Raw genomic sequence first — 18,487 nt, forward strand, 5'->3', positions numbered from 1 at the left:
CAAAACCGACTCCAATTGGAGCTTATTCATGAATATAAAAAGAGTCAGCAAACCAACTCTTTCTATCTCTATTCACTTTTTTCCATTAAGAAATCATAGATTTCCTGAACTGTTCCAAGAGCCATCATTTCTTGGTCTTTGACGGTTTGTTTGAGATTTTGGTAAATCTGACTCTCAGCTATATCACGCTTTTCAGCCTCTTTATTCACTGTCATGACACCATCTTTGATGGTCACAAAGCCTAGCTCTTCAAATACTTGAATCATTTTGACCAGCAAGATTTGTTGGATATTGAGATAAGTAGCCAAATCCTTCAGTTTGTAGCGAATATCAAACTCTGGGAACTGGTAGATAGTCTTGTACAATTTTGCAAACTGCTCTCTAGTCCCATATCCCGTCAGATAGTAGGCCTTGTCAATATCATTTTTGAAATAAACAGCAGAAAAATTCTGCTCCTGAAAAATGGTCTTCAGCTGAGTAATATCCTCAGGAATGGTTTTTACAACCACAGCATCACTATTTACTAGATTGGGCAGTTCTCCAGCAAAATCCAAGACTGGAACCCCTTCTGGCAAGACTGCATTCTTCCCACGGATGTTAAAAAGTTGAACACCCTCCACACGCGCATCCACCATCATCAACTGGAGGGCAGTTTGGCCATTCCATTGGTTGACAGACAATTTGACTGCCAGCTCTAGATTCTTGGTTTGAGAAAACTCTGTCGCCCATCTACCTTGTCCGAAGGCCACCACTTCAAAACTCGCCTCACCTTTGGAAATTTTCAACTTGAGATGAGCATTGCCTGCCCCCATAGTACGGGCACTTTCGACCTGAAAATCCTTTATATAAAAGATAGGTTTCTGATTGTCCATGCCAAAAGGTGCCAAACGTTCAAAACTTTTGACCGTTTCCAAGCTAAGTGTCTCCAAATCCAGCTCTTCATCTAAATTTAACTTGTTCTTGCCAGCAGCATCTGCACCTTTTTCACGAACATAATCTTCCAAGACTTGAGATAAATCTGAGAGTTTCTCCACTTCCAGCGTCATCCCAGCTGCACCAGCATGGCCACCAAAGGCGATGAAGAGGTCGCGATGAGGATCCAGAGCCTCAAAAATATCCACTGCTTCCACACTACGAGCACTACCCTTGGCACGACCGTCCTCTATATTGAGAACGATGACTGTCTGCCCTAGTTCTTCCAACAAACGACCAGCCACGATTCCTAGAACCCCAGGATTCCAACCTTCCTTAGCCAAGACTTGGACCTTCTTCTCAGGATCCACCATGGTCTTAGCTTCTTCATAGATAGATTGAACGATTTCCTTGCGCTCTTCGTTTTTCTGATGAATCATAAGGGCAATCTCATGCGCTTCCTCATCATCAAATCCAGTCAACAAATCAATGGCAGGATTGGGATCATCCAAGCGGCCCAAGGCATTCAAACGAGGGGCAATCTGAAAACCAACCGTTTCTTCTGTTACTTCGTTGGCAGCAATCCCAGCCATATCCAACATTTCTTGTAGACCTATGCGCTGAGTATGCCCCAACATTTCTAGACCATATTGAACCAAGATACGATTTTCATCCGTCAAACTCACCATATCGGCAATGGTTCCGATAGCAACCAAATCCAGTAGTTCCACTTGCACTTCTTCTAAAAGGGCACAAGCCAGCTTGAAGGCCACTCCACAACCAGCCAAATATTTGAAAGGATAGTCCGCATCCGGATGCTCAGGATGAACGATAGCATAGGCATCGGGCAGAGTTTCAGGCATGGAATGGTGGTCAGTCACAATGACATCTACTCCCATAGACTGGGCCAATTCAATGGCTTCATGACCGGCAACCCCATTATCCACTGTCACTATCAAGGAAATTCCTTCTTGCTCGATAAAGTATTTATAAACACTGGCATTGGGACCATATCCATCAGTAAAACGATTAGGCAGGTAAACACGGCACTCGGCACCAAGCTGTTCCAAACTTTCCTTCACAATCGAAGCTGAAGTCATACCATCCGCATCATAGTCTCCATAAACGAGAATATTTTCCCCTTCTTCAATGGCCTGACGAATCCGAGCCACTGCCTTGTCCATATCATGGAGCAGATAAGGGTCATGCAAGTCCTCCAAGGAAGGTTCTAAAAACTTCTTTAGACTTTCTTGGTCCTGAACCCCTCTTTCAAACAATAAGCGAGCCACCTCAGGACCCAGTCCAGCCTTCTTGGCTATTTTTGTAAAATCCGCATCTTCTACCTGCGGGGCAAACTGCCATTCATAAGTAGGTGTTATCAAAAAGACATCCACTCTTTCTAAGAATTCTCTTGCTTCATTATAACACGATTTAGACGTTTTCTCTATCCAGATTGCTTTTTTATAAAATTTTAGTGAATTTTTTCAGATATGATTTGACAAGCCAATTCTTTTGGTGTAGAATCATGTTATAAAATCTAACACAAAGGAGATTCCTTATGGCTTTAGTAGAATTTGAACACGTCGAAAAATATTACGGAGACTACCACGCACTCCGCGACATCAATCTCCGTTTTGAAAAAGGACAAGTCGTTGTCCTACTCGGACCATCTGGTTCTGGGAAATCCACTCTTATCCGCACCATCAATGGTTTAGAGCCTGTTGACAAGGGAAGCCTTCTAGTAAATGGTCGCCAAGTTGCTGGTGCCAGCCAGAAAGATTTGGTACCTCTTCGCAAGGAAGTCGGCATGGTTTTCCAACATTTTAACCTCTATCCGCATAAAACAGTGTTAGAAAACGTAACACTTGCACCTATAAAAGTTCTAGGAATTGATAAAAAAGAAGCTGAAAAAACAGCCCAAAAATATCTGGAATTTGTAAATATGTGGGACAAGAAAGATTCATATCCAGCTATGCTGTCTGGTGGACAAAAGCAACGGATTGCCATTGCACGTGGACTCGCTATGCATCCAGAACTCCTTCTCTTTGATGAACCAACATCTGCCCTAGACCCTGAAACCATCGGTGATGTTCTGGCAGTTATGCAAAAATTGGCCCACGATGGTATGAATATGATTATCGTTACCCATGAAATGGGTTTTGCTCGTGAAGTTGCCGATCGCATCATCTTTATGGCTGACGGAGAAGTTTTGGTAGATACGACAGATGTCGATGACTTTTTCGACAATCCAAGCGAACCTCGTGCCCAACAATTCCTCAGCAAAATTATCAACCACGAAAGTGACAAAGTCAAATAAGGAGGCGCCTATGAAAAAGAAATTCTTTTTATCAGCATTACTGATTAGCCTTTTCGGCCTTGCTACTGCAAAACCAGTTCAGGCTGATACCAGTGTCGCAGACATTCAAAAGAGAGGCGAGCTGGTTGTCGGTGTGAAACAAGATGTTCCCAATTTCGGTTACAAGAATCCCAAGACAGGAACCTATTCTGGTATCGAAACCGACTTGGCCAAGATGGTAGCAGATGAGCTCAAGGTCAAGGTTCGCTATGTGCCTGTTACCGCACAAACCCGTGGACCACTCCTAGACAATGAACAGGTCGATATGGATATCGCGACCTTTACCATCACAGACGAACGCAAAAAACTCTACAACTTCACCAGCCCCTACTACACCGACGCTTCTGGCTTTTTGGTCAATAAATCTGCCAAAATCAAAAAGATTGAGGACCTAAATGGCAAAACCATCGGAGTTGCCCAAGGTTCCATTACTCAGCGCCTGATTACTGAACTGGGTAAAAAGAAAGGCCTGACCTTTAAATTCGTCGAACTTGGTTCCTACCCAGAATTGATTACTTCCCTACACGCTCATCGTATCGATGCCTTTTCCGTTGACCGCTCGATTCTGTCTGGCTACATCAGCAAGCGCACAGAACTACTAGATGATAGTTTCAAGCCATCTGACTACGGTATCGTCACCAAGAAATCAAATACCGAGCTCAACGACTATCTCGATAACTTGGTCACCAAATGGAACAAGGATGGCAGTTTGCAAAAACTCTATGACCGTTACAAGCTGAAACCATCCAGCCATACTGCAGATTAAGGAGGACACCCCATGACAGATTTATCATCTTGGACTGCCTATTTTCAGGATTTTGGACAATTTTTCAATGGTTTCCTCTTCACTCTTGCCCTAGCTATCGGATCCTTTATCCTAGCCATGGTTTTGGGCATCTTCTTTGGAGCCATGTCAACCAGTAAACGTCCGATTTTGCGCATTTTAGCTCGCATCTTTGTGGAGTTTTACCAAAACACTCCCCTCTTGGTGCAGTTTGTTATCGTTTTTTATGGTCTACCTCTTATCAGTGACCATACCATCATGATTCCGATTTATTGGACAGCTGTTCTCTGCGTGGGTCTCTATCACGGCGCCTATATCGCTGAGGTTATTCGCTCAGGTATTCAGTCTATTCCTAGTGGTCAGATGGAGGCCGCCTTGTCGCAAGGTTTTACCTTTATCAGTGCCATGCGCTTGATTATCTTGCCTCAGGCCTTTCGTATCATTCTTCCTCCTTTGACCAACCAAATCGTCAACCTCATCAAAAACACCTCCACCGTCGCTATCATCTCTGGAGTGGACTTGATGTTTGTGACCAAGTCTTGGTCAGCACTTAACGGAAACTACATTCCAGCATTTTTAGGAGCTGCCCTTCTCTACTTTTCTCTTTGCTTTCCTGTTGCCCAGTTTGGTCGCAAAATGGAGCAAGCCAATAAAAAAGCCTATTCACTTTAGGAGGTTACTATGGAATCCATTTTAGAAGTTTTGACCCCAGATAACCTAGTCTTTATCTTTAAAGGATTTGGCTTGACCCTCTACATTTCTCTGATTGCCATCGTCCTCGCTACACTTATCGGTACAGTTCTAGCAGTCATGAGAAATGGGAAAAATCCTATCTTGCGCATCATTTCCAGCATTTACATCGAATTTGTGCGTAACGTTCCCAACCTCCTCTGGATTTTCACTATCTTTTTAGTGTTCAAGATGAAATCCACACCAGCAGGAATCACTGCCTTTACCCTCTTTACATCAGCAGCCTTGGCTGAGATTATCCGAGGCGGTCTCAATGCCGTGGACAAAGGCCAGTACGAAGCAGGAATGTCACAAGGATTTACATCAGCCCAAATCCTCTACCACATCATTCTCCCACAAGCAATCCGTAAAATGCTGCCAGCCATCATTTCTCAGTTTGTAACCGTGATTAAGGATACCAGCCTCCTCTACTCTGTTATCGCCCTACAAGAACTCTTTGGAGCCAGCCAAATTCTCATGGGCCGTTATTTCGAACCAGAGCAAGTGTTTAGTCTTTATATCCTGATTGCCCTCATCTACTTCAGCTTCAACCTAGCAATTTCGAGCCTATCTCATATGCTAGCAAAACGTTGGCAACAAGCTGCAGAATAAACAACCACTCTCCAGTTAAATTGGAGAGTTTTTTTGATGAGAGTAGATATTTATAGACCTCAATTTGACACCATACTTTTTCTATGATAAAATGTAACAAATTTATTTACAACAAATCAAAATCTTAATGAAATGGAATTTTTTATGAAATCACTCAAAGGACTACTCTTTATCATAGCTAGTTTTGTCTTGACTATTTTGACTTGGATGAACACTTCTACCCAATTCATGATTCCAGGACTAGCTTTAACAAGCCTATCTCTGACTTTTATTCTAGCCACTCATCTCCCACTACTAGAAAACTGGTTTCACGGTTTGAAGAAGGTCTACACCGTCCACAAATTCACAGCCTTTCTATCCATCATTCTACTAATCTTTCATAACTTTAGTATGGGCGGTTTGTGGGGCTCTCGTTTAGCTGCTCAGTTTGGCAATCTTGCCATCTATATCTTTATCAGTATCATCCTTGTCGCCTATTTAGGCAAATACATCCAATACGAAGCTTAGCGATGGATTCACCGTCTAGTTTACCTAGCCTATATTTTCGGACTCTTTCATGTCTACATGATGATGGGCAATCGTCTTCTCACATTTAATATTCTAAGTTTTCTTGTTGGTAGCTATGCCCTTTTAGGATTACTGGCTGGTTTTTATATCATCCTCCTTTATCAAAAGATTGGCTTCCCCTATCTAGGGAAAATTACCAATCTCAAACGCTTGAATCACGATACTAGAGAAATTCAAATCCATCTTAGCAGACCTTTCGACTATCAATCAGGACAATTTGCCTTCCTAAAGATTTTCCAAGAAGGCTTTGAAAGTGCTCCGCATCCCTTTTCTATCTCAGGAGGCCATGGTCAAACTCTTTACTTTACTGTTAAAAATTCAGGTGACCATACCAAGAATATCTATGACAATCTTCAAGTCGGCAGCAAAGTAACACTAGACAGAGCTTACGGGCACATGATTATAGAAGAAGGACGAGAAAATCAGGTTTGGATTGCTGGAGGTATTGGGATTACCCCCTTCATCTCTTACATCCGTGAACATCCTATTTTAGATAAACGGGTTCACTTCTACTATAGCTTCCGTGGAGAGGAAAATGCAGTTTATATAGATTTGCTCCATGACTATGCTCAGAAAAATCCTAATTTTGAACTCCATCTAGTAGACAGTAGGAAAGACGCCTATCTTAATTTTGAACAAAAAGAAGTACCCGAACATGCGAGCGTCTATATGTGTGGTCCTCTTTCTATGATGAAGTCACTTGCCAAACAGATTAAGAAACAAAATCCAAAAGCAGAGCTTATTTACGAAGGATTCAAGTTCAAATAACCACTCATACTCTCCTGGAATTTCCCAGGAGTTTTTTCGACGCAATCTCAAAAAACACTGCCAGATTTCTAGCAGTGTTTTGACATTTCATTTGCAGGCATCTATCCCTCTTAATCCTTCATTTGACTCTCTGCATCGGCCACAACTTGCTCTAAACTAGTCTGACCAAGTTCAGCCTCCATAGCCAGCTGGATTCTCTCCAATTTTTGATCCAAAACATCATGAATATGAGCTCCAACTGGACAATTTGGATTTGGATTGTCATGGAAACTGAAGAGTTGACCAGTCTTTCCAAGACACTCAACCGCCTGATAAACATCTAAAAGACTAATGTCCTTGAGGTCCTTGACAATCTCTGTCCCACCTGTTCCACGCGCTACTGAAATCAGCTCTGCCTTCTTCAACTGGGACAAGTTTTTTCTGATAATGACAGGATTGACCCCGACACTAGTAGCCAGAAAATCACTGGTCACCTTGTTTTCCTTCCCCTCGAGGGCGATAATTATCAGCATATGAGTCGCAATGGTAAATCTACTTGGAATTTGCATCCTTTTCTCCTTTTTGCGAGGCATCCCTGCCTCTACTCTTCTTTTTCTTTTATTATACTCTTTTTAGTTGTAATGTCAATCATTACCACCTTTCAACCAGGCATCTAATCCCCTATCATAGCCCTCTTTCTGGGCCAATTCTCTCAGAAATTCCTGATTGTGAGTATGATGGATACCATTGACCAGACTTTCATAATAAACCTCAAAATAGGGAAGTTTGAGGTCTTTAGCCAACTGCAATTCAGCTGCCACATCGTAGTCTACCCGTCGGAAGTCCATATCTACCAAGCCCTTGTCATCAAACTCTAAAATCATATACTGGGCTCGCAAGTCCTTCCGTAACTGGGCATCTAGAAAGAAAGGTTGCCCAATCGAACCTGGATTGACAATCAATTGCCCACCAGTCCCGTAACGAAGCAACTGCTGGTGAATATGACCATAAACAGCAATATCACAAGGGGGATTGGTCACCAAGCGGTCAAAATCCTCTTGCGCTCCAGTATGAATCAACTCTCTCCCCCAGTTCTTATCAGGAAGATGGTGGCTAATTCCCACCGTCAAAGCCCCAAACTGACGATGAATCTGGAGTAGTTGATTGTGGAGCAGTTCAATTTCTTCTAGGGAAATTTCCTCTAAAACATACTGGCACTGGCGCAAGAGATAGCGTTGACTGGGGCGAGTACTATCCAATTCCTTACGGACACCATGCCAAAGACTGTCTTCCCAGTTTCCCAAAACTCTAGCCGTAATCGGTAGTTGAGCCAACAAGTCCAAAATCCTTCTACGCCCTGTCCCTGGCATGAGAATGTCACCCAAAAGCCAGTATTCATCCACTCCTAGCTGCCGCGCATCTGCCAAAACAGCCTCCAAAGCGGTGGTATTTCCATGAATATCTGAAAGAAGAGCTATTTTCGTCATATCCATCTCCTCGTTTCCTATTATATTTCTTCTTAGTATTATAACAAAAAATACTGTATAATAGCGTTCTTCAGCCCGCTCTTACTAAATCCAGAACACTACTTTTATCATTGTCAAGGCCTATCAATAAGATGATTTCACATTACTCCTAACAAAGCATAGCAAGCACTCTTTCAATGAAGAAAATTCAAAAAAATCTACAAATATCTTGAAAAATCTCACAATCATGCTATAATAATCCATAGAGACAAGTCACTTAGTCCCTTTCTACTAGAGAGTGCGTGGTTGCTGGAAACGCATAGAGAGCCTAAACTGATACTACTCTTGAGTTTTTATGAAAACATAAAACGGTGGCCACGTTAGAGCCAATCAGAGGTGTCCCTCTTTTTTGAGGAACATAAATGAAGGTGGAACCACGTTGCGACGTCCTTTCGAGGATGTCGCTTTTTGTTTGGAGAATAGAAATATTGCCAGATTAAATGAAACATAGCTAAGAAAAGAAGATGGAGGTTGATATGAATAAATCATTGTCTTGAGTGACTCCCTGCACCTTCCTTATAGTCTATTTATGGCTAATGAAAACTCTCAGTCTATGGGGATTGGAGTACATTGTTGTCTTTTCATTTTTTGCATTTGTTCCTCTTTTGCCATTTCTTGCTCCTTTTCTTGGTATCTTAATGTTTTTTAAGAAAAAGAAATTCATCCTATCGGGATATTTCCTAAGCCTAACTGCTGGTATTTATTTGGTTAATGCTATAAGAAACTATCCACTAAGGATATACATGAGAGGTGAAATGACTGAAGAGCAATACTTATCTCTTATCCTTTCCTTAGTATGCTATCTATTCATTTCTACAGCTTTCTTTATCTTTAGAATAAGAAAGTTAAACTATCATTTGTTTAGATAATCAGTTGTTATAATTCTTTGTAAATAACGAATTCTCTATTTCTTCAACCTCAATTATATAATATAATCATTTTTTAAGGAGAACATCATGATTAACATTACTTTCCCAGATGGCGCTGTTCGTGAATTCGAATCCGGCGTTACTACTTTTGAAATTGCTCAATCAATCAGCAATTCCCTAGCTAAAAAGGCCTTGGCTGGTAAATTCAACGGCAAACTCATCGACACTACTCGTGCTATCACTGAAGATGGAAGCATCGAAATCGTGACACCTGATCACGAAGATGCCCTTCCAATCTTGCGTCACTCAGCTGCTCACTTATTCGCCCAAGCCGCTCGTCGTCTGTTCCCAGACATTCACTTGGGAGTTGGTCCAGCCATCGAAGACGGCTTCTACTACGATACTGACAACACTGCTGGTCAAATCTCTAACGAAGACCTTCCTCGTATCGAAGAAGAAATGCAAAAAATCGTCAAAGAAAACTTCCCATCAATCCGTGAAGAAGTGACTAAAGACGAGGCACGTGAAATCTTCAAGAACGACCCTTACAAGTTGGAATTGATTGAAGAACACTCAGAAGACGAAGGTGGTTTGACTATCTATCGTCAAGGTGAGTATGTAGACCTTTGCCGTGGCCCACACGTCCCTTCAACAGGTCGTATCCAAATCTTCCACCTTCTCCATGTAGCAGGTGCTTACTGGCGTGGAAATAGCGACAACGCTATGATGCAACGTATCTACGGTACAGCTTGGTTTGACAAGAAAGACTTGAAAAACTACCTCCAAATGCGTGAAGAAGCTAAGGAACGTGACCACCGTAAACTTGGTAAAGAGCTTGATCTCTTCATGATTTCTCAAGAGGTTGGTCAAGGGCTTCCATTCTGGTTGCCAAATGGTGCGACTATTCGTCGTGAATTGGAACGCTACATCGTAGACAAAGAGCTAGCTTCAGGCTACCAACACGTCTACACTCCACCACTTGCTTCTGTTGAGCTTTACAAGACTTCTGGTCACTGGGATCATTACCAAGAAGACATGTTCCCAACTATGGACATGGGTGACGGGGAAGAATTTGTCCTGCGTCCAATGAACTGTCCGCACCACATCCAAGTCTTCAAACACCATGTTCACTCTTACCGCGAATTGCCAATCCGTATCGCTGAAATCGGTATGATGCACCGTTACGAAAAATCTGGTTCCCTCACTGGTCTTCAACGTGTGCGTGAAATGTCACTCAACGACGGTCACCTCTTTGTAACTCCAGAACAAATCCAAGAGGAATTCCAACGTGCCCTTCAGTTGATTATCGATGTTTATGAAGACTTCAACTTGACTGAATACCGCTTCCGCCTCTCTCTTCGTGACCCTCAAGATACTCACAAGTACTTTGACAACGATGAGATGTGGGAAAATGCACAAACCATGCTTCGTGCAGCCCTTGATGAAATGGGTGTTGACTACTTTGAAGCTGAGGGTGAAGCAGCCTTTTACGGACCAAAATTGGATATCCAGGTTAAAACTGCCCTTGGTAAAGAAGAAACCCTTTCTACTATCCAGCTTGACTTCTTGCTTCCAGAGCGCTTCGACCTTAAATACATCGGAGCTGATGGTGAAGAACACCGTCCAGTTATGATCCACCGTGGGGTTATCTCAACTATGGAACGCTTCACTGCTATCTTGATTGAGAACTACAAGGGTGCCTTCCCAACATGGCTTGCACCACACCAAGTAACCCTCATCCCAGTTTCTAACGAGAAACACGTAGACTACGCATGGGAAGTAGCTAAGAAACTCCGTGACCATGGTGTCCGTGCTGATGTAGATGAGCGCAATGAAAAAATGCAATTCAAGATCCGTGCTTCACAAACCAGCAAAATTCCTTACCAATTAATCGTTGGAGACAAGGAAATGGAAGACGGAACAGTCAACGTTCGTCGTTATGGTCAAAAAGAAACACAAACTGTCTCAGTTGATGACTTTGTTCAAGCTATCCTAGCTGATATCGCCAACAAATCACGCGTTGAGAAATAAGAGATAAAACCTGGGATAAAATCCTAGCTACCTAAAAAGCAACAACTATTTCAGCTGTTGCTTTTTATATTTTATTTAATCTTAGCTAGTAGTGATTGGTAAAACAACAACAAATGATATCCTCCCAAGATTTGCTTTCATGAGTTGGATAAGGTCAATATCCTCAATCCTTGTCTGCTTCATTTTCTTTTACGAGATCTTTTTGTGAATCCTTTTCAGAGAGTTTTTGATCGATATACTTGTTAATGGTTTCATAAAATTCCTTGGTCGTATTACTGTCTAATTTTGTCGAATTATGAACTTGATTGACTTTCAATTGAACAGATTGAATACCGTAAGAGGCTTGTTTTTGGTGGAGCGTTTCTAATTCTTCTTCTGAAATCGGATCTCCAACAACCGTCAAGACCAATTCATTGTTCCTTGACTTGTAGACTTGATTAATGACCGTATGATTGGCGAACTCTTTTCCTACAAACTGTTTGATTCCTTCTTTTCGCGCTTGATCTATCGTCAGAGTGACTGCTGAATAACTAGCTGGAAGAATCAATAATACAATCAAGGAGATCAAGCCAATTCTCATTTTAATATTTAGCTCTTTAAATGAACTTAAGGGAGATTTTCTCATCAAAATTCTTGTTCCAATAATGTTGGCTAGCATGATAAAGACACAGTTGATCAAGAAAAGATAGAGAGCCCCAAATAAAAATCGTACATTTCCGTTAGCTAAACCATATCCTGCAGTACAGATAGGTGGCATCAGAGCTGTTGCAATGGCTACTCCTGGCACGATATTGTTTGCTTCTTTTTTCCTTGACCCAATTACACCTGCTATCCCACCAGCAATAGCAATGAGAACATCCCAAATGGTTGGAGAGGTTCGTGCAATCAACTCGCTACTTGCATAAGATAAGGGGGAAATCCAGAAATACAAAGTCGAGACAAGCAAACTGACCAATATTTGAGTAAATAAAACCTCTAAAGATTGCTTGATTAAACGCGTATCAAAAATAGCTAAACCAAATCCGAGTCCAACAATCGATGTCATAAGAGGGGAAATCAGCATGGCTCCAATAATGACAGCTGTTGAATTCATATTTAAACCTATAGAGGCAATAAAAATCGCACACATCAAAATCACTGTATCTCTTAATCGAACATGAAGATCATCATATAATTTCTCACGGTATTCCCGTGTTGAATAATTGGCAGTCATTTGTCCTCTCCTCTTTCCTTATTTAAATCGGTATAATAATTAATAATAACAGCTGATAAACAGCCAAAAAATATGAGCCCATAAATCGTCAAGAAGACACTGGTAATCCTTCCAATCAAGGTCACAGCTAGGAGATCCCCGTAGCCGACAGTCGTCGAAGTCACAAAAGCATACCAAAGACCGTCTCCGTAATTTGTGATAGCAGGTTCAACTAGGAAAAGCACGCCTCCTGACCCAAAAACAAAGGTCACAAAACTCAGAGCAAACCGAGTAAAACCCGTAACCTGTATAATATGCCATAACATTTTTAAACGTCTCATTTGTTCTCCTTATTCATACTAGCTCCTGACCGAGCCGTTTTTTCCAATAATCAAAGTGAAGATAGGACATGATCTCCATCAGAGAAAGATAGACAAACTGATAGATCTGATTTAAGCTGATTATCAACTGATATTGTTTGAAAAATGACTGGAAGAAAGACCAGATATGACTGTCTTGAATCAGTCCCTTCTTAACATCAGACAGGATATTAGCTAAAGCTCCCAAGGACTGAAACGGTAAATCCTTGACATTTATATAGATCCGGTCCACCACATCATTCAGACTGGTATCTTGGATGGCATGAAATTCTCCAAAGAGAACTCCTGCCGCTCCAAGAGTAGAAACAAATTCCACCAAATAATTTCTGAGGAAATTTTCTCAACCTTTTCCCATAATGTGTTTAGTGCCATCCATAACGATCCCAACCAGAAAAAGGAAAGAAAACAAGCAAAGAAATTTTGCCGTAAATCCCAAAAAGCTTCAAGACTTGGTGTTGTTGGTTTTTCTAACTCTAAAATCAAGATGGTCATAATAATTGCTAGAACAGCATCTGTCAATACAATTAATCTGTCTTTCTTCATCGGATTGCATCCCCTTTCTTTTTTGTAACATTCTATCTTATCGCATAATATTGGATATTCTTTCATAATCCGACTACAAACAAAAATAAACCAAAAAGTCTGTCCCTATTATGCTATATTTAACTCTAGAAGTATTCATCCATCTAATTAATAAGTATATCATATTTCACAATAAATGAATACTATCAAAGATTCATCCCCTTTCACTTCATCATTTAGTGTTGCTTAGATTTATCAAAAACAACCAAATTTGTATTAATTTCAAGTATCACCTAGTTACAAAAATTTGGGGTGAACAGAAAAAGCATCCCGTATTTTTGATACGAAATGCTTTCAATAAGTTTAAATAAGTTTTAACGTTTACTAAATTGTGATGCTTTACGAGCTTTTTTCAAGCCTGGTTTGGAAAGTATGAATTTCAGTTGGACTAAAAACAGCGTAATATCAAGACTTTTCTCCGCTTTTATAAAAGCGTTTTTCCAATCAAATTCAACTAATTTTATCTAAATGGTGTGGATTTTACCCCCAAAATTACAGAGAATGGAGCTGATAAACACTAAACGTTCACACCATTAGTTAAATGATTTTTTTCATCATTTTTCTTAGATGATAGAACTTCTAATTTATTTCTTATTCAAGCAAAAACAACCTGCTATAAGTAAGAAAGAGGAAGATACAAGAAAAACACGGCGTAAAAACCGATTCAGTTCATTGTCCTCAATCCTTGTCTGCTTCATTTTCTTTTACGAGATCGTTTTGTGAATCTTTTTCAGAGAGTTTTTGATCAATATACTTGTCAATGTTTTCATAAAATTCCTTGGTCGCTTCACTATCTAATGTTGGCGAGTTCTGAACTTGATTCACTTTCAATTGAACAGATTGAATACCGTAAGAGGCTTGTTTTTGGTGGAGTGTTTCTAATTCTTCTTCTGAAATCGGATCTCCAACAACCGTCAAGACTAATTCATTGCTACTTGACTTGTAGACTTGATTAATGACCGTATGATTGGCGAACTCATTTTCTACAAACTGTTTGATCCCTTCTTTTCGCGCTTGATCCATCGTCAGAGTGACTGCTGAATAGCTGGCTGGAAGGACCAATAATACAATCAAGGATATCAACCCAATTTTCATTTTAATGTTTAGCTCATTAAATGAACTTAAGGGAGATTTTCTCATAAAAATTCTTGTTCCAACAATGTTGATTAGCATGATAAAGACACAGTTGATCAAGAAAAGATAAAGAGCCCCAAATAAAAATCGTACATTTCCATTAGCTAAACCATATCCTGCAGTGCAGATAGGTGGCATCAGAGCTGTTGCAATGGCTACTCCTGGTACGATATTGTTTGCTTCTTTTTTCCTTGAACCAATGAAACCTGCTATCCCACCCGCGATAGCAATGAGAACATCCCAAATGGTTGGAGAGGTTCGTGCAATCAACTCGCTACTTGCATAAGATAAGGGAGAAATCCAGAAATACAAAGTCGAGACAAGCAAACTGACCAATATTTGAGTAAATAAAACCTCTAAAGATTGCTTGATTAAACGCGTATCAAAAATAGCTAAACCAAATCCGAGTCCAACAATCGATGTCATAAGAGGGGAAATCAGCATGGCTCCAATAATGACAGCCGTTGAATTCATATTTAGGCCGATAGAGGCAATAAAAATCGCACACATCAAAATCACTGTATCTCTTAATCGGACATGAAGATCATCATATAATTTCTCACGGTATTCACGTGTTGAATAGTTTCCGGTCATTGGTTACTCCTTTTATTTCATATAATCTTGTTTCTGCATGGATGATGGTAGAGATACTTCTGTCCAATCTTACATATTTTTCTTCTCACCTGTTATTCTTTTGAAAATTATCCTTTAAGTATCCGTTAGTCCATCCTTAACATTATATCAAAAATTTTACAGTCTTTCCCCGAAGAAATCTATCAATTGAACAGATGGAGAAACTTATCGTCAACCTCATGGTAGCATCGACTACTTCAATGACCTCTAGAACAAAACTAAGCATATGATAAGCAAAGGCCAATGGAGAAATGCAAAAATTACAGGAAGGAAGCAAACTGTCAAGATTTGCTTGTTATTGGTTTGCTTAATCTGCTTTTGATCTAGACCTACCTTTTCGTTCGTGGTCTTCATATCCCTCAGAGATTTGTTTATAGTAGATAAAATAATTTACTCAGATATACAGTTAAAGATAAAAAGCCCAGTTGTCTTATCCTGGGCTCTTATCTATCATACTCACTCAATTATCAAATTCATATCGGAAAACTTAATTCTTACTATCGTTCCTTTTCCGACCTCAGACTCGATACGAATCTGGTGCCCCAGTTCTTCAGAAATTTTCTTAGATAGATAGAGGCCAAGTCCAGATGACTGCTGGGTTAGGCGTCCATTATATCCTGAGAAACCACGTTCAAAGACTCGGAGGACATCACTGTTTTTTATCCCGATTCCCGTATCCTTGATACAGAGTTCCTGGCCTTCCATATAAATCTCCAGACCACCTTCCTTGGTGTACTTGAGACTATTTGAGATAATTTGTTCAATGACCACTAGTAGCCACTTCTTATCCGTCACGATTTCTTTATCAAGGTCATGTAGATTGACATTTAGGCCTTTTTGAATAAAGAAAAGAGCATATTTACGAATTATTTCCTTGACCAAATCATCAATTTGAACCTGCTTTAAGACCAAATCATCATGAAAACTTTCTAAACGCAGGTATTGTAAAACTAGATTGGTATAGGAGTCAATCTTGAAAATTTCCTGTTCTAATTGCTGCTTCAGTTGGCGGTCAGCTACTTCTGCAACTAAGAGTTGACTGGCTGCAATGGGGGTCTTAATCTGATGGACCCACAAGGTATAGTAATCCAGCAAATCCGTCAGTTTTCTTTCTGCGTCTGACCTCTGCTGATAGAGTTCCATCTCACGCGCTTCTAATTTTTCTGCTAAAGCTCTTTCCAAAGGAGACTTGGCTTCCCTCTCCCCATAGAGAATTTCCTGACGATAGACCTGCATTTCCACCAATATGTCCCAAGTGAAAAATAAGATGGTTACAAAGCAACACAAGAGGAAAAAATAGAGAAAGTAAATTCCTAAACTGGCAAATAAAAACTGAAAAAGTAAGAGCAGAAACGTCAAAGAAATCAGATAGACAAACAGACGACTACGGGAGCGCAAATAATCTAGAAAAAATTGTTTCCAATCAAGCATGCTTTAATCCGTACCCTATTCCTTTCTTGGTCTCGATAAATCCAATCAAGCCCTGCTCTTCCAACTTTTTACGCAAACGAGCCACATTGACAGAGAGAGTATTATCATCAATGAAAAAGTCACTGTTCCAAAGTTCTCGCATCAGGTCGTCACGCGCTACGATATTACCCGCATGCTCAAACAAAACGCGTAAAATCTGGAATTCATTCTTGGTCAAATTCAAGACTTGCCCTTGATAATGTAAATCCATGGATTTGGTATTGAGGATAACACCAGCGTATTCCAGTAAACTCTCGTCACGCCCAAACTCATAGGAACGGCGCAACAAGCCCTGAACCTTGGCTAAAAGAACCTGCTGGTCAAAAGGTTTGGTCACAAAGTCATCCGCCCCCATGTTGATTGCCATGACGATATCCATAGCCTGGTCTCTCGAAGACAGAAACATGATGGGGACCTTGGAAATCTTGCGAATTTCCTGACACCAGTGATAGCCATTAAACAAGGGCAGTCCAATATCCATGAGGACCAGATGAGGCTCCGACTGGACAAAAAGACTCAAAACTTCCATAAAGTCTTCTACCAGCACCACTTCAAATCCCCATTCAGAGAGCATTTTCCCGACCTGTTGACGAATAACCTGATCATCTTCTACTAATAAAATCTTGTGCATGCGCCCCTCCTTTTCTATTATTATAACAGATTTTTCCATGCTAGAAGGTCTGAAACTGAATTTGAAATAGCTTGTTTTTAGCCAACAAAGCAAGACAATCCTACTAGCTAATTTGAGGGAAATTTGATAAGATAAATAAAAAGAAAGGAGCTATTATGGCCAATATTTTTGATTATCTGAAAGATGTCGCACACGATTCCTTTTACGACCTTCCTTTGAATGAATTAGACATTCTAGCCTTAACAGAAATCACCTACCTCTCCTTTGATAATCTGGTCTCCACAGCTCCTCAGCGACTTTTAGACCTGGCACCTCAGGTTCCAAGAGAACCTAACATGTTGACCAGTAAAAATCGCCTCCAGTTATTGGATGAATTAGCTCGACACAAACGCTTCAAAAATTGCAAGCTCTCCCATTTTATCAACGACATCGACCCTGAGCTGCAAAAGCAATTTGCGGCTATGACCTACCGCCTCACTCTCGATACCTATCTGATTGTCTTTCGTGGGACAGATGACAGTATCATTGGCTGGAAGGAAGATTTTCACCTGACTTATATGAAGGAAATTCCTGCTCAAAAGCACGCTCTTCGCTATTTAAAGAACTTTTTTGCCCTCCATCCTAATCAAAAGGTCATTCTGGCTGGGCATTCCAAGGGAGGAAATCTAGCCATCTATGCTGCTAGTCAAATTGAGCAAAACTTGCAAGATCAGATTACAGCAGTTTATACCTTTGATGCGCCTGGTCTCCACAAAGAACTGACACAAACCGAGGGCTATCAAAGGATAATGGATAGAACAGAGGTCTTCATCCCACAAGGGTCTATTATCGGTATGATGATGGAAATCCCTAACCACCAAATCATCGTGCACAGTACTGCCTTGGGTGGTATCGCCCAGCACGATACCTTTAGTTGGCAGATTGAGGACAAGCGCTTCGTCCAACTGGATAAGACCAACAGTGATAGCCAACAAGTCGACACAACCTTCAAGGAGTGGGTGGCCACAGTCCCTGATGAAGAACTCCAGCTCTACTTCGACCTCTTCTTTGGCACCATTCTAGATGCTGGGATTAGCTCCATCAATGACCTGTCTTCCTTAAAGGCGCTTGAACACATTCGTCATCTCTTCGTCCAAGCTCAATCCCTCACTCCAGAAGAAAGGGAAACCATGGGACGCCTCACCCAATTATTAATTGATACCCGTTACCAAGCCTGGAAAAATAGATAATCCACATAAAAAACTCCAAGCAGGCAGATCCTGCTAACTCATGACAGAAAAAGAAGTTTAGCCTATAATGAAGGCGAACAATACCAAACCGTGGTGTTTAATA

The 18,487-nt window shown here is 40.8% G+C and carries 16 protein-coding genes and 2 pseudogenes; 7 read left to right on the forward strand and 11 right to left on the reverse strand.

Going from position 1 to position 18,487, the window contains the following annotated elements; translation table 11 throughout:
• Positions 1-68: 68 nt before the first annotated feature.
• A complete protein-coding gene (recJ, locus tag B7692_RS08865; protein ID WP_192855498.1) occupies positions 69-2,294 on the reverse strand; it encodes a single-stranded-DNA-specific exonuclease RecJ in 2,226 nt (741 codons plus the stop codon).
• 176 nt (positions 2,295-2,470) lie between these two features.
• Between recJ and B7692_RS08870 the strand changes: the two genes are divergently transcribed.
• The 5 genes and pseudogenes from B7692_RS08870 (at position 2,471) to B7692_RS08895 (ending at position 6,728) form a co-directional block, all read left to right on the forward strand.
• Positions 2,471-3,229, forward strand: a complete 759-nt coding sequence (locus B7692_RS08870) for an amino acid ABC transporter ATP-binding protein (RefSeq protein ID WP_084886695.1) — start codon at positions 2,471-2,473, stop codon at positions 3,227-3,229.
• Positions 3,230-3,239: 10 nt separating this feature from the next.
• Entirely contained in the window at positions 3,240-4,034 is a 795-nt protein-coding gene (locus B7692_RS08875) for a transporter substrate-binding domain-containing protein (protein ID WP_084886697.1), read from the forward strand.
• A 12-nt stretch (positions 4,035-4,046) separates the two neighbouring features.
• Positions 4,047-4,724, forward strand: a complete 678-nt coding sequence (locus tag B7692_RS08880; RefSeq protein ID WP_084886699.1) for an amino acid ABC transporter permease — start codon at positions 4,047-4,049, stop codon at positions 4,722-4,724.
• A 9-nt stretch (positions 4,725-4,733) separates the two neighbouring features.
• Positions 4,734-5,393 (forward strand): amino acid ABC transporter permease, encoded by a 660-nt coding sequence (locus tag B7692_RS08885; protein ID WP_000443882.1) that lies wholly within the window; start codon positions 4,734-4,736, stop codon positions 5,391-5,393.
• 144 nt (positions 5,394-5,537) lie between these two features.
• Positions 5,538-6,728, forward strand: a pseudogene (locus B7692_RS08895) (ferredoxin reductase family protein).
• Between the two features lie 110 nt (positions 6,729-6,838).
• Here the strand turns inward: B7692_RS08895 and B7692_RS08900 are convergent.
• Both B7692_RS08900 and B7692_RS08905 read right to left on the reverse strand, forming a co-directional pair.
• Entirely contained in the window at positions 6,839-7,276 is a 438-nt protein-coding gene (locus tag B7692_RS08900) for an Rrf2 family transcriptional regulator (RefSeq protein ID WP_084930472.1), read from the reverse strand.
• A gap of 75 nt (positions 7,277-7,351) precedes the next feature.
• The gene (locus B7692_RS08905) at positions 7,352-8,194 is read right to left on the reverse strand and encodes a metallophosphoesterase family protein (RefSeq protein ID WP_192855499.1); all 843 of its coding nucleotides are present in this window, start codon (positions 8,192-8,194) and stop codon (positions 7,352-7,354) included.
• Between the two features lie 995 nt (positions 8,195-9,189).
• Between B7692_RS08905 and thrS the strand changes: the two genes are divergently transcribed.
• Positions 9,190-11,133 carry a threonine--tRNA ligase gene (gene thrS, locus B7692_RS08915; RefSeq protein WP_084930474.1) on the forward strand — a complete coding sequence of 648 codons (1,944 nt, stop codon included), beginning with the start codon at positions 9,190-9,192 and terminating at the stop codon, positions 11,131-11,133.
• Between the two features lie 163 nt (positions 11,134-11,296).
• Here the strand turns inward: thrS and B7692_RS08920 are convergent, their stop codons facing one another.
• The 8 genes and pseudogenes from B7692_RS08920 to B7692_RS08960 all read right to left on the reverse strand — a co-directional run bounded on the left by B7692_RS08920 (position 11,297) and on the right by B7692_RS08960 (position 17,155).
• Positions 11,297-12,346 carry a DUF389 domain-containing protein gene (locus B7692_RS08920; protein ID WP_084928276.1) on the reverse strand — a complete coding sequence of 350 codons (1,050 nt, stop codon included), beginning with the start codon at positions 12,344-12,346 and terminating at the stop codon, positions 11,297-11,299.
• Positions 12,343-12,666: a potassium channel family protein gene (locus B7692_RS08925; RefSeq protein ID WP_001253404.1), complete on the reverse strand. Its 324-nt coding sequence runs from the start codon at positions 12,664-12,666 to the stop codon at positions 12,343-12,345. The genes B7692_RS08920 and B7692_RS08925 overlap by 4 nt, the downstream gene beginning before the upstream one ends.
• Before the next feature lie 13 nt (positions 12,667-12,679).
• Complete coding sequence (locus B7692_RS08930; RefSeq protein ID WP_000397556.1) at positions 12,680-13,021, reverse strand: hypothetical protein; 342 nt, start codon at positions 13,019-13,021, stop codon at positions 12,680-12,682.
• Positions 12,946-13,248 (reverse strand): TMEM175 family protein, encoded by a 303-nt coding sequence (locus B7692_RS08935; RefSeq protein ID WP_004240734.1) that lies wholly within the window; start codon positions 13,246-13,248, stop codon positions 12,946-12,948. The genes B7692_RS08930 and B7692_RS08935 overlap by 76 nt, the downstream gene beginning before the upstream one ends.
• A gap of 717 nt (positions 13,249-13,965) precedes the next feature.
• Entirely contained in the window at positions 13,966-15,015 is a 1,050-nt protein-coding gene (locus tag B7692_RS08945; RefSeq protein WP_004255628.1) for a DUF389 domain-containing protein, read from the reverse strand.
• A gap of 142 nt (positions 15,016-15,157) precedes the next feature.
• Positions 15,158-15,436 (reverse strand): annotated as a pseudogene (locus B7692_RS08950) (ABC transporter permease); the annotation flags it as partial.
• A gap of 74 nt (positions 15,437-15,510) precedes the next feature.
• Complete coding sequence (locus tag B7692_RS08955) at positions 15,511-16,485, reverse strand: sensor histidine kinase (protein ID WP_084930475.1); 975 nt, start codon at positions 16,483-16,485, stop codon at positions 15,511-15,513.
• Positions 16,478-17,155: a response regulator transcription factor gene (locus tag B7692_RS08960; RefSeq protein ID WP_000548990.1), complete on the reverse strand. Its 678-nt coding sequence runs from the start codon at positions 17,153-17,155 to the stop codon at positions 16,478-16,480. The genes B7692_RS08955 and B7692_RS08960 overlap by 8 nt, the downstream gene beginning before the upstream one ends.
• A 155-nt stretch (positions 17,156-17,310) precedes the next feature.
• Here B7692_RS08960 and B7692_RS08965 point away from each other — a divergent pair, with 155 nt between their 5' ends.
• On the forward strand, positions 17,311-18,384 hold the full coding sequence (locus B7692_RS08965; RefSeq protein WP_084930476.1) for a DUF2974 domain-containing protein: 1,074 nt from the start codon (positions 17,311-17,313) through the stop codon (positions 18,382-18,384).
• Positions 18,385-18,487 lie beyond the last annotated feature (103 nt).

Source organism: Streptococcus mitis, assembly GCF_002096925.1.
GTDB classification, from domain to species: domain Bacteria; phylum Bacillota; class Bacilli; order Lactobacillales; family Streptococcaceae; genus Streptococcus; species Streptococcus mitis_AF.

Excerpts from the sequence above, each read along its gene's own strand:
- B7692_RS08870 (WP_084886695.1), top strand. The coding sequence starts at position 2,471 with ATGGCTTTAGTAGAATTTGAACACGTCGAAAAATATTACGGAGACTAC.
- B7692_RS08875 (WP_084886697.1), top strand. The coding sequence starts at position 3,240 with ATGAAAAAGAAATTCTTTTTATCAGCATTACTGATTAGCCTTTTCGGC.
- B7692_RS08880 (WP_084886699.1), top strand. The coding sequence starts at position 4,047 with ATGACAGATTTATCATCTTGGACTGCCTATTTTCAGGATTTTGGACAA.
- B7692_RS08885 (WP_000443882.1), top strand. The coding sequence starts at position 4,734 with ATGGAATCCATTTTAGAAGTTTTGACCCCAGATAACCTAGTCTTTATC.
- B7692_RS08900 (WP_084930472.1), bottom strand. The coding sequence starts at position 7,276 with ATGCAAATTCCAAGTAGATTTACCATTGCGACTCATATGCTGATAATT.
- B7692_RS08905 (WP_192855499.1), bottom strand. The coding sequence starts at position 8,194 with ATGACGAAAATAGCTCTTCTTTCAGATATTCATGGAAATACCACCGCT.
- thrS (WP_084930474.1), top strand. The coding sequence starts at position 9,190 with ATGATTAACATTACTTTCCCAGATGGCGCTGTTCGTGAATTCGAATCC.
- B7692_RS08920 (WP_084928276.1), bottom strand. The coding sequence starts at position 12,346 with ATGACTGCCAATTATTCAACACGGGAATACCGTGAGAAATTATATGAT.
- B7692_RS08925 (WP_001253404.1), bottom strand. The coding sequence starts at position 12,666 with ATGAGACGTTTAAAAATGTTATGGCATATTATACAGGTTACGGGTTTT.
- B7692_RS08935 (WP_004240734.1), bottom strand. The coding sequence starts at position 13,248 with ATGAAGAAAGACAGATTAATTGTATTGACAGATGCTGTTCTAGCAATT.
- B7692_RS08945 (WP_004255628.1), bottom strand. The coding sequence starts at position 15,015 with ATGACCGGAAACTATTCAACACGTGAATACCGTGAGAAATTATATGAT.
- B7692_RS08955 (WP_084930475.1), bottom strand. The coding sequence starts at position 16,485 with ATGCTTGATTGGAAACAATTTTTTCTAGATTATTTGCGCTCCCGTAGT.
- B7692_RS08960 (WP_000548990.1), bottom strand. The coding sequence starts at position 17,155 with ATGCACAAGATTTTATTAGTAGAAGATGATCAGGTTATTCGTCAACAG.
- B7692_RS08965 (WP_084930476.1), top strand. The coding sequence starts at position 17,311 with ATGGCCAATATTTTTGATTATCTGAAAGATGTCGCACACGATTCCTTT.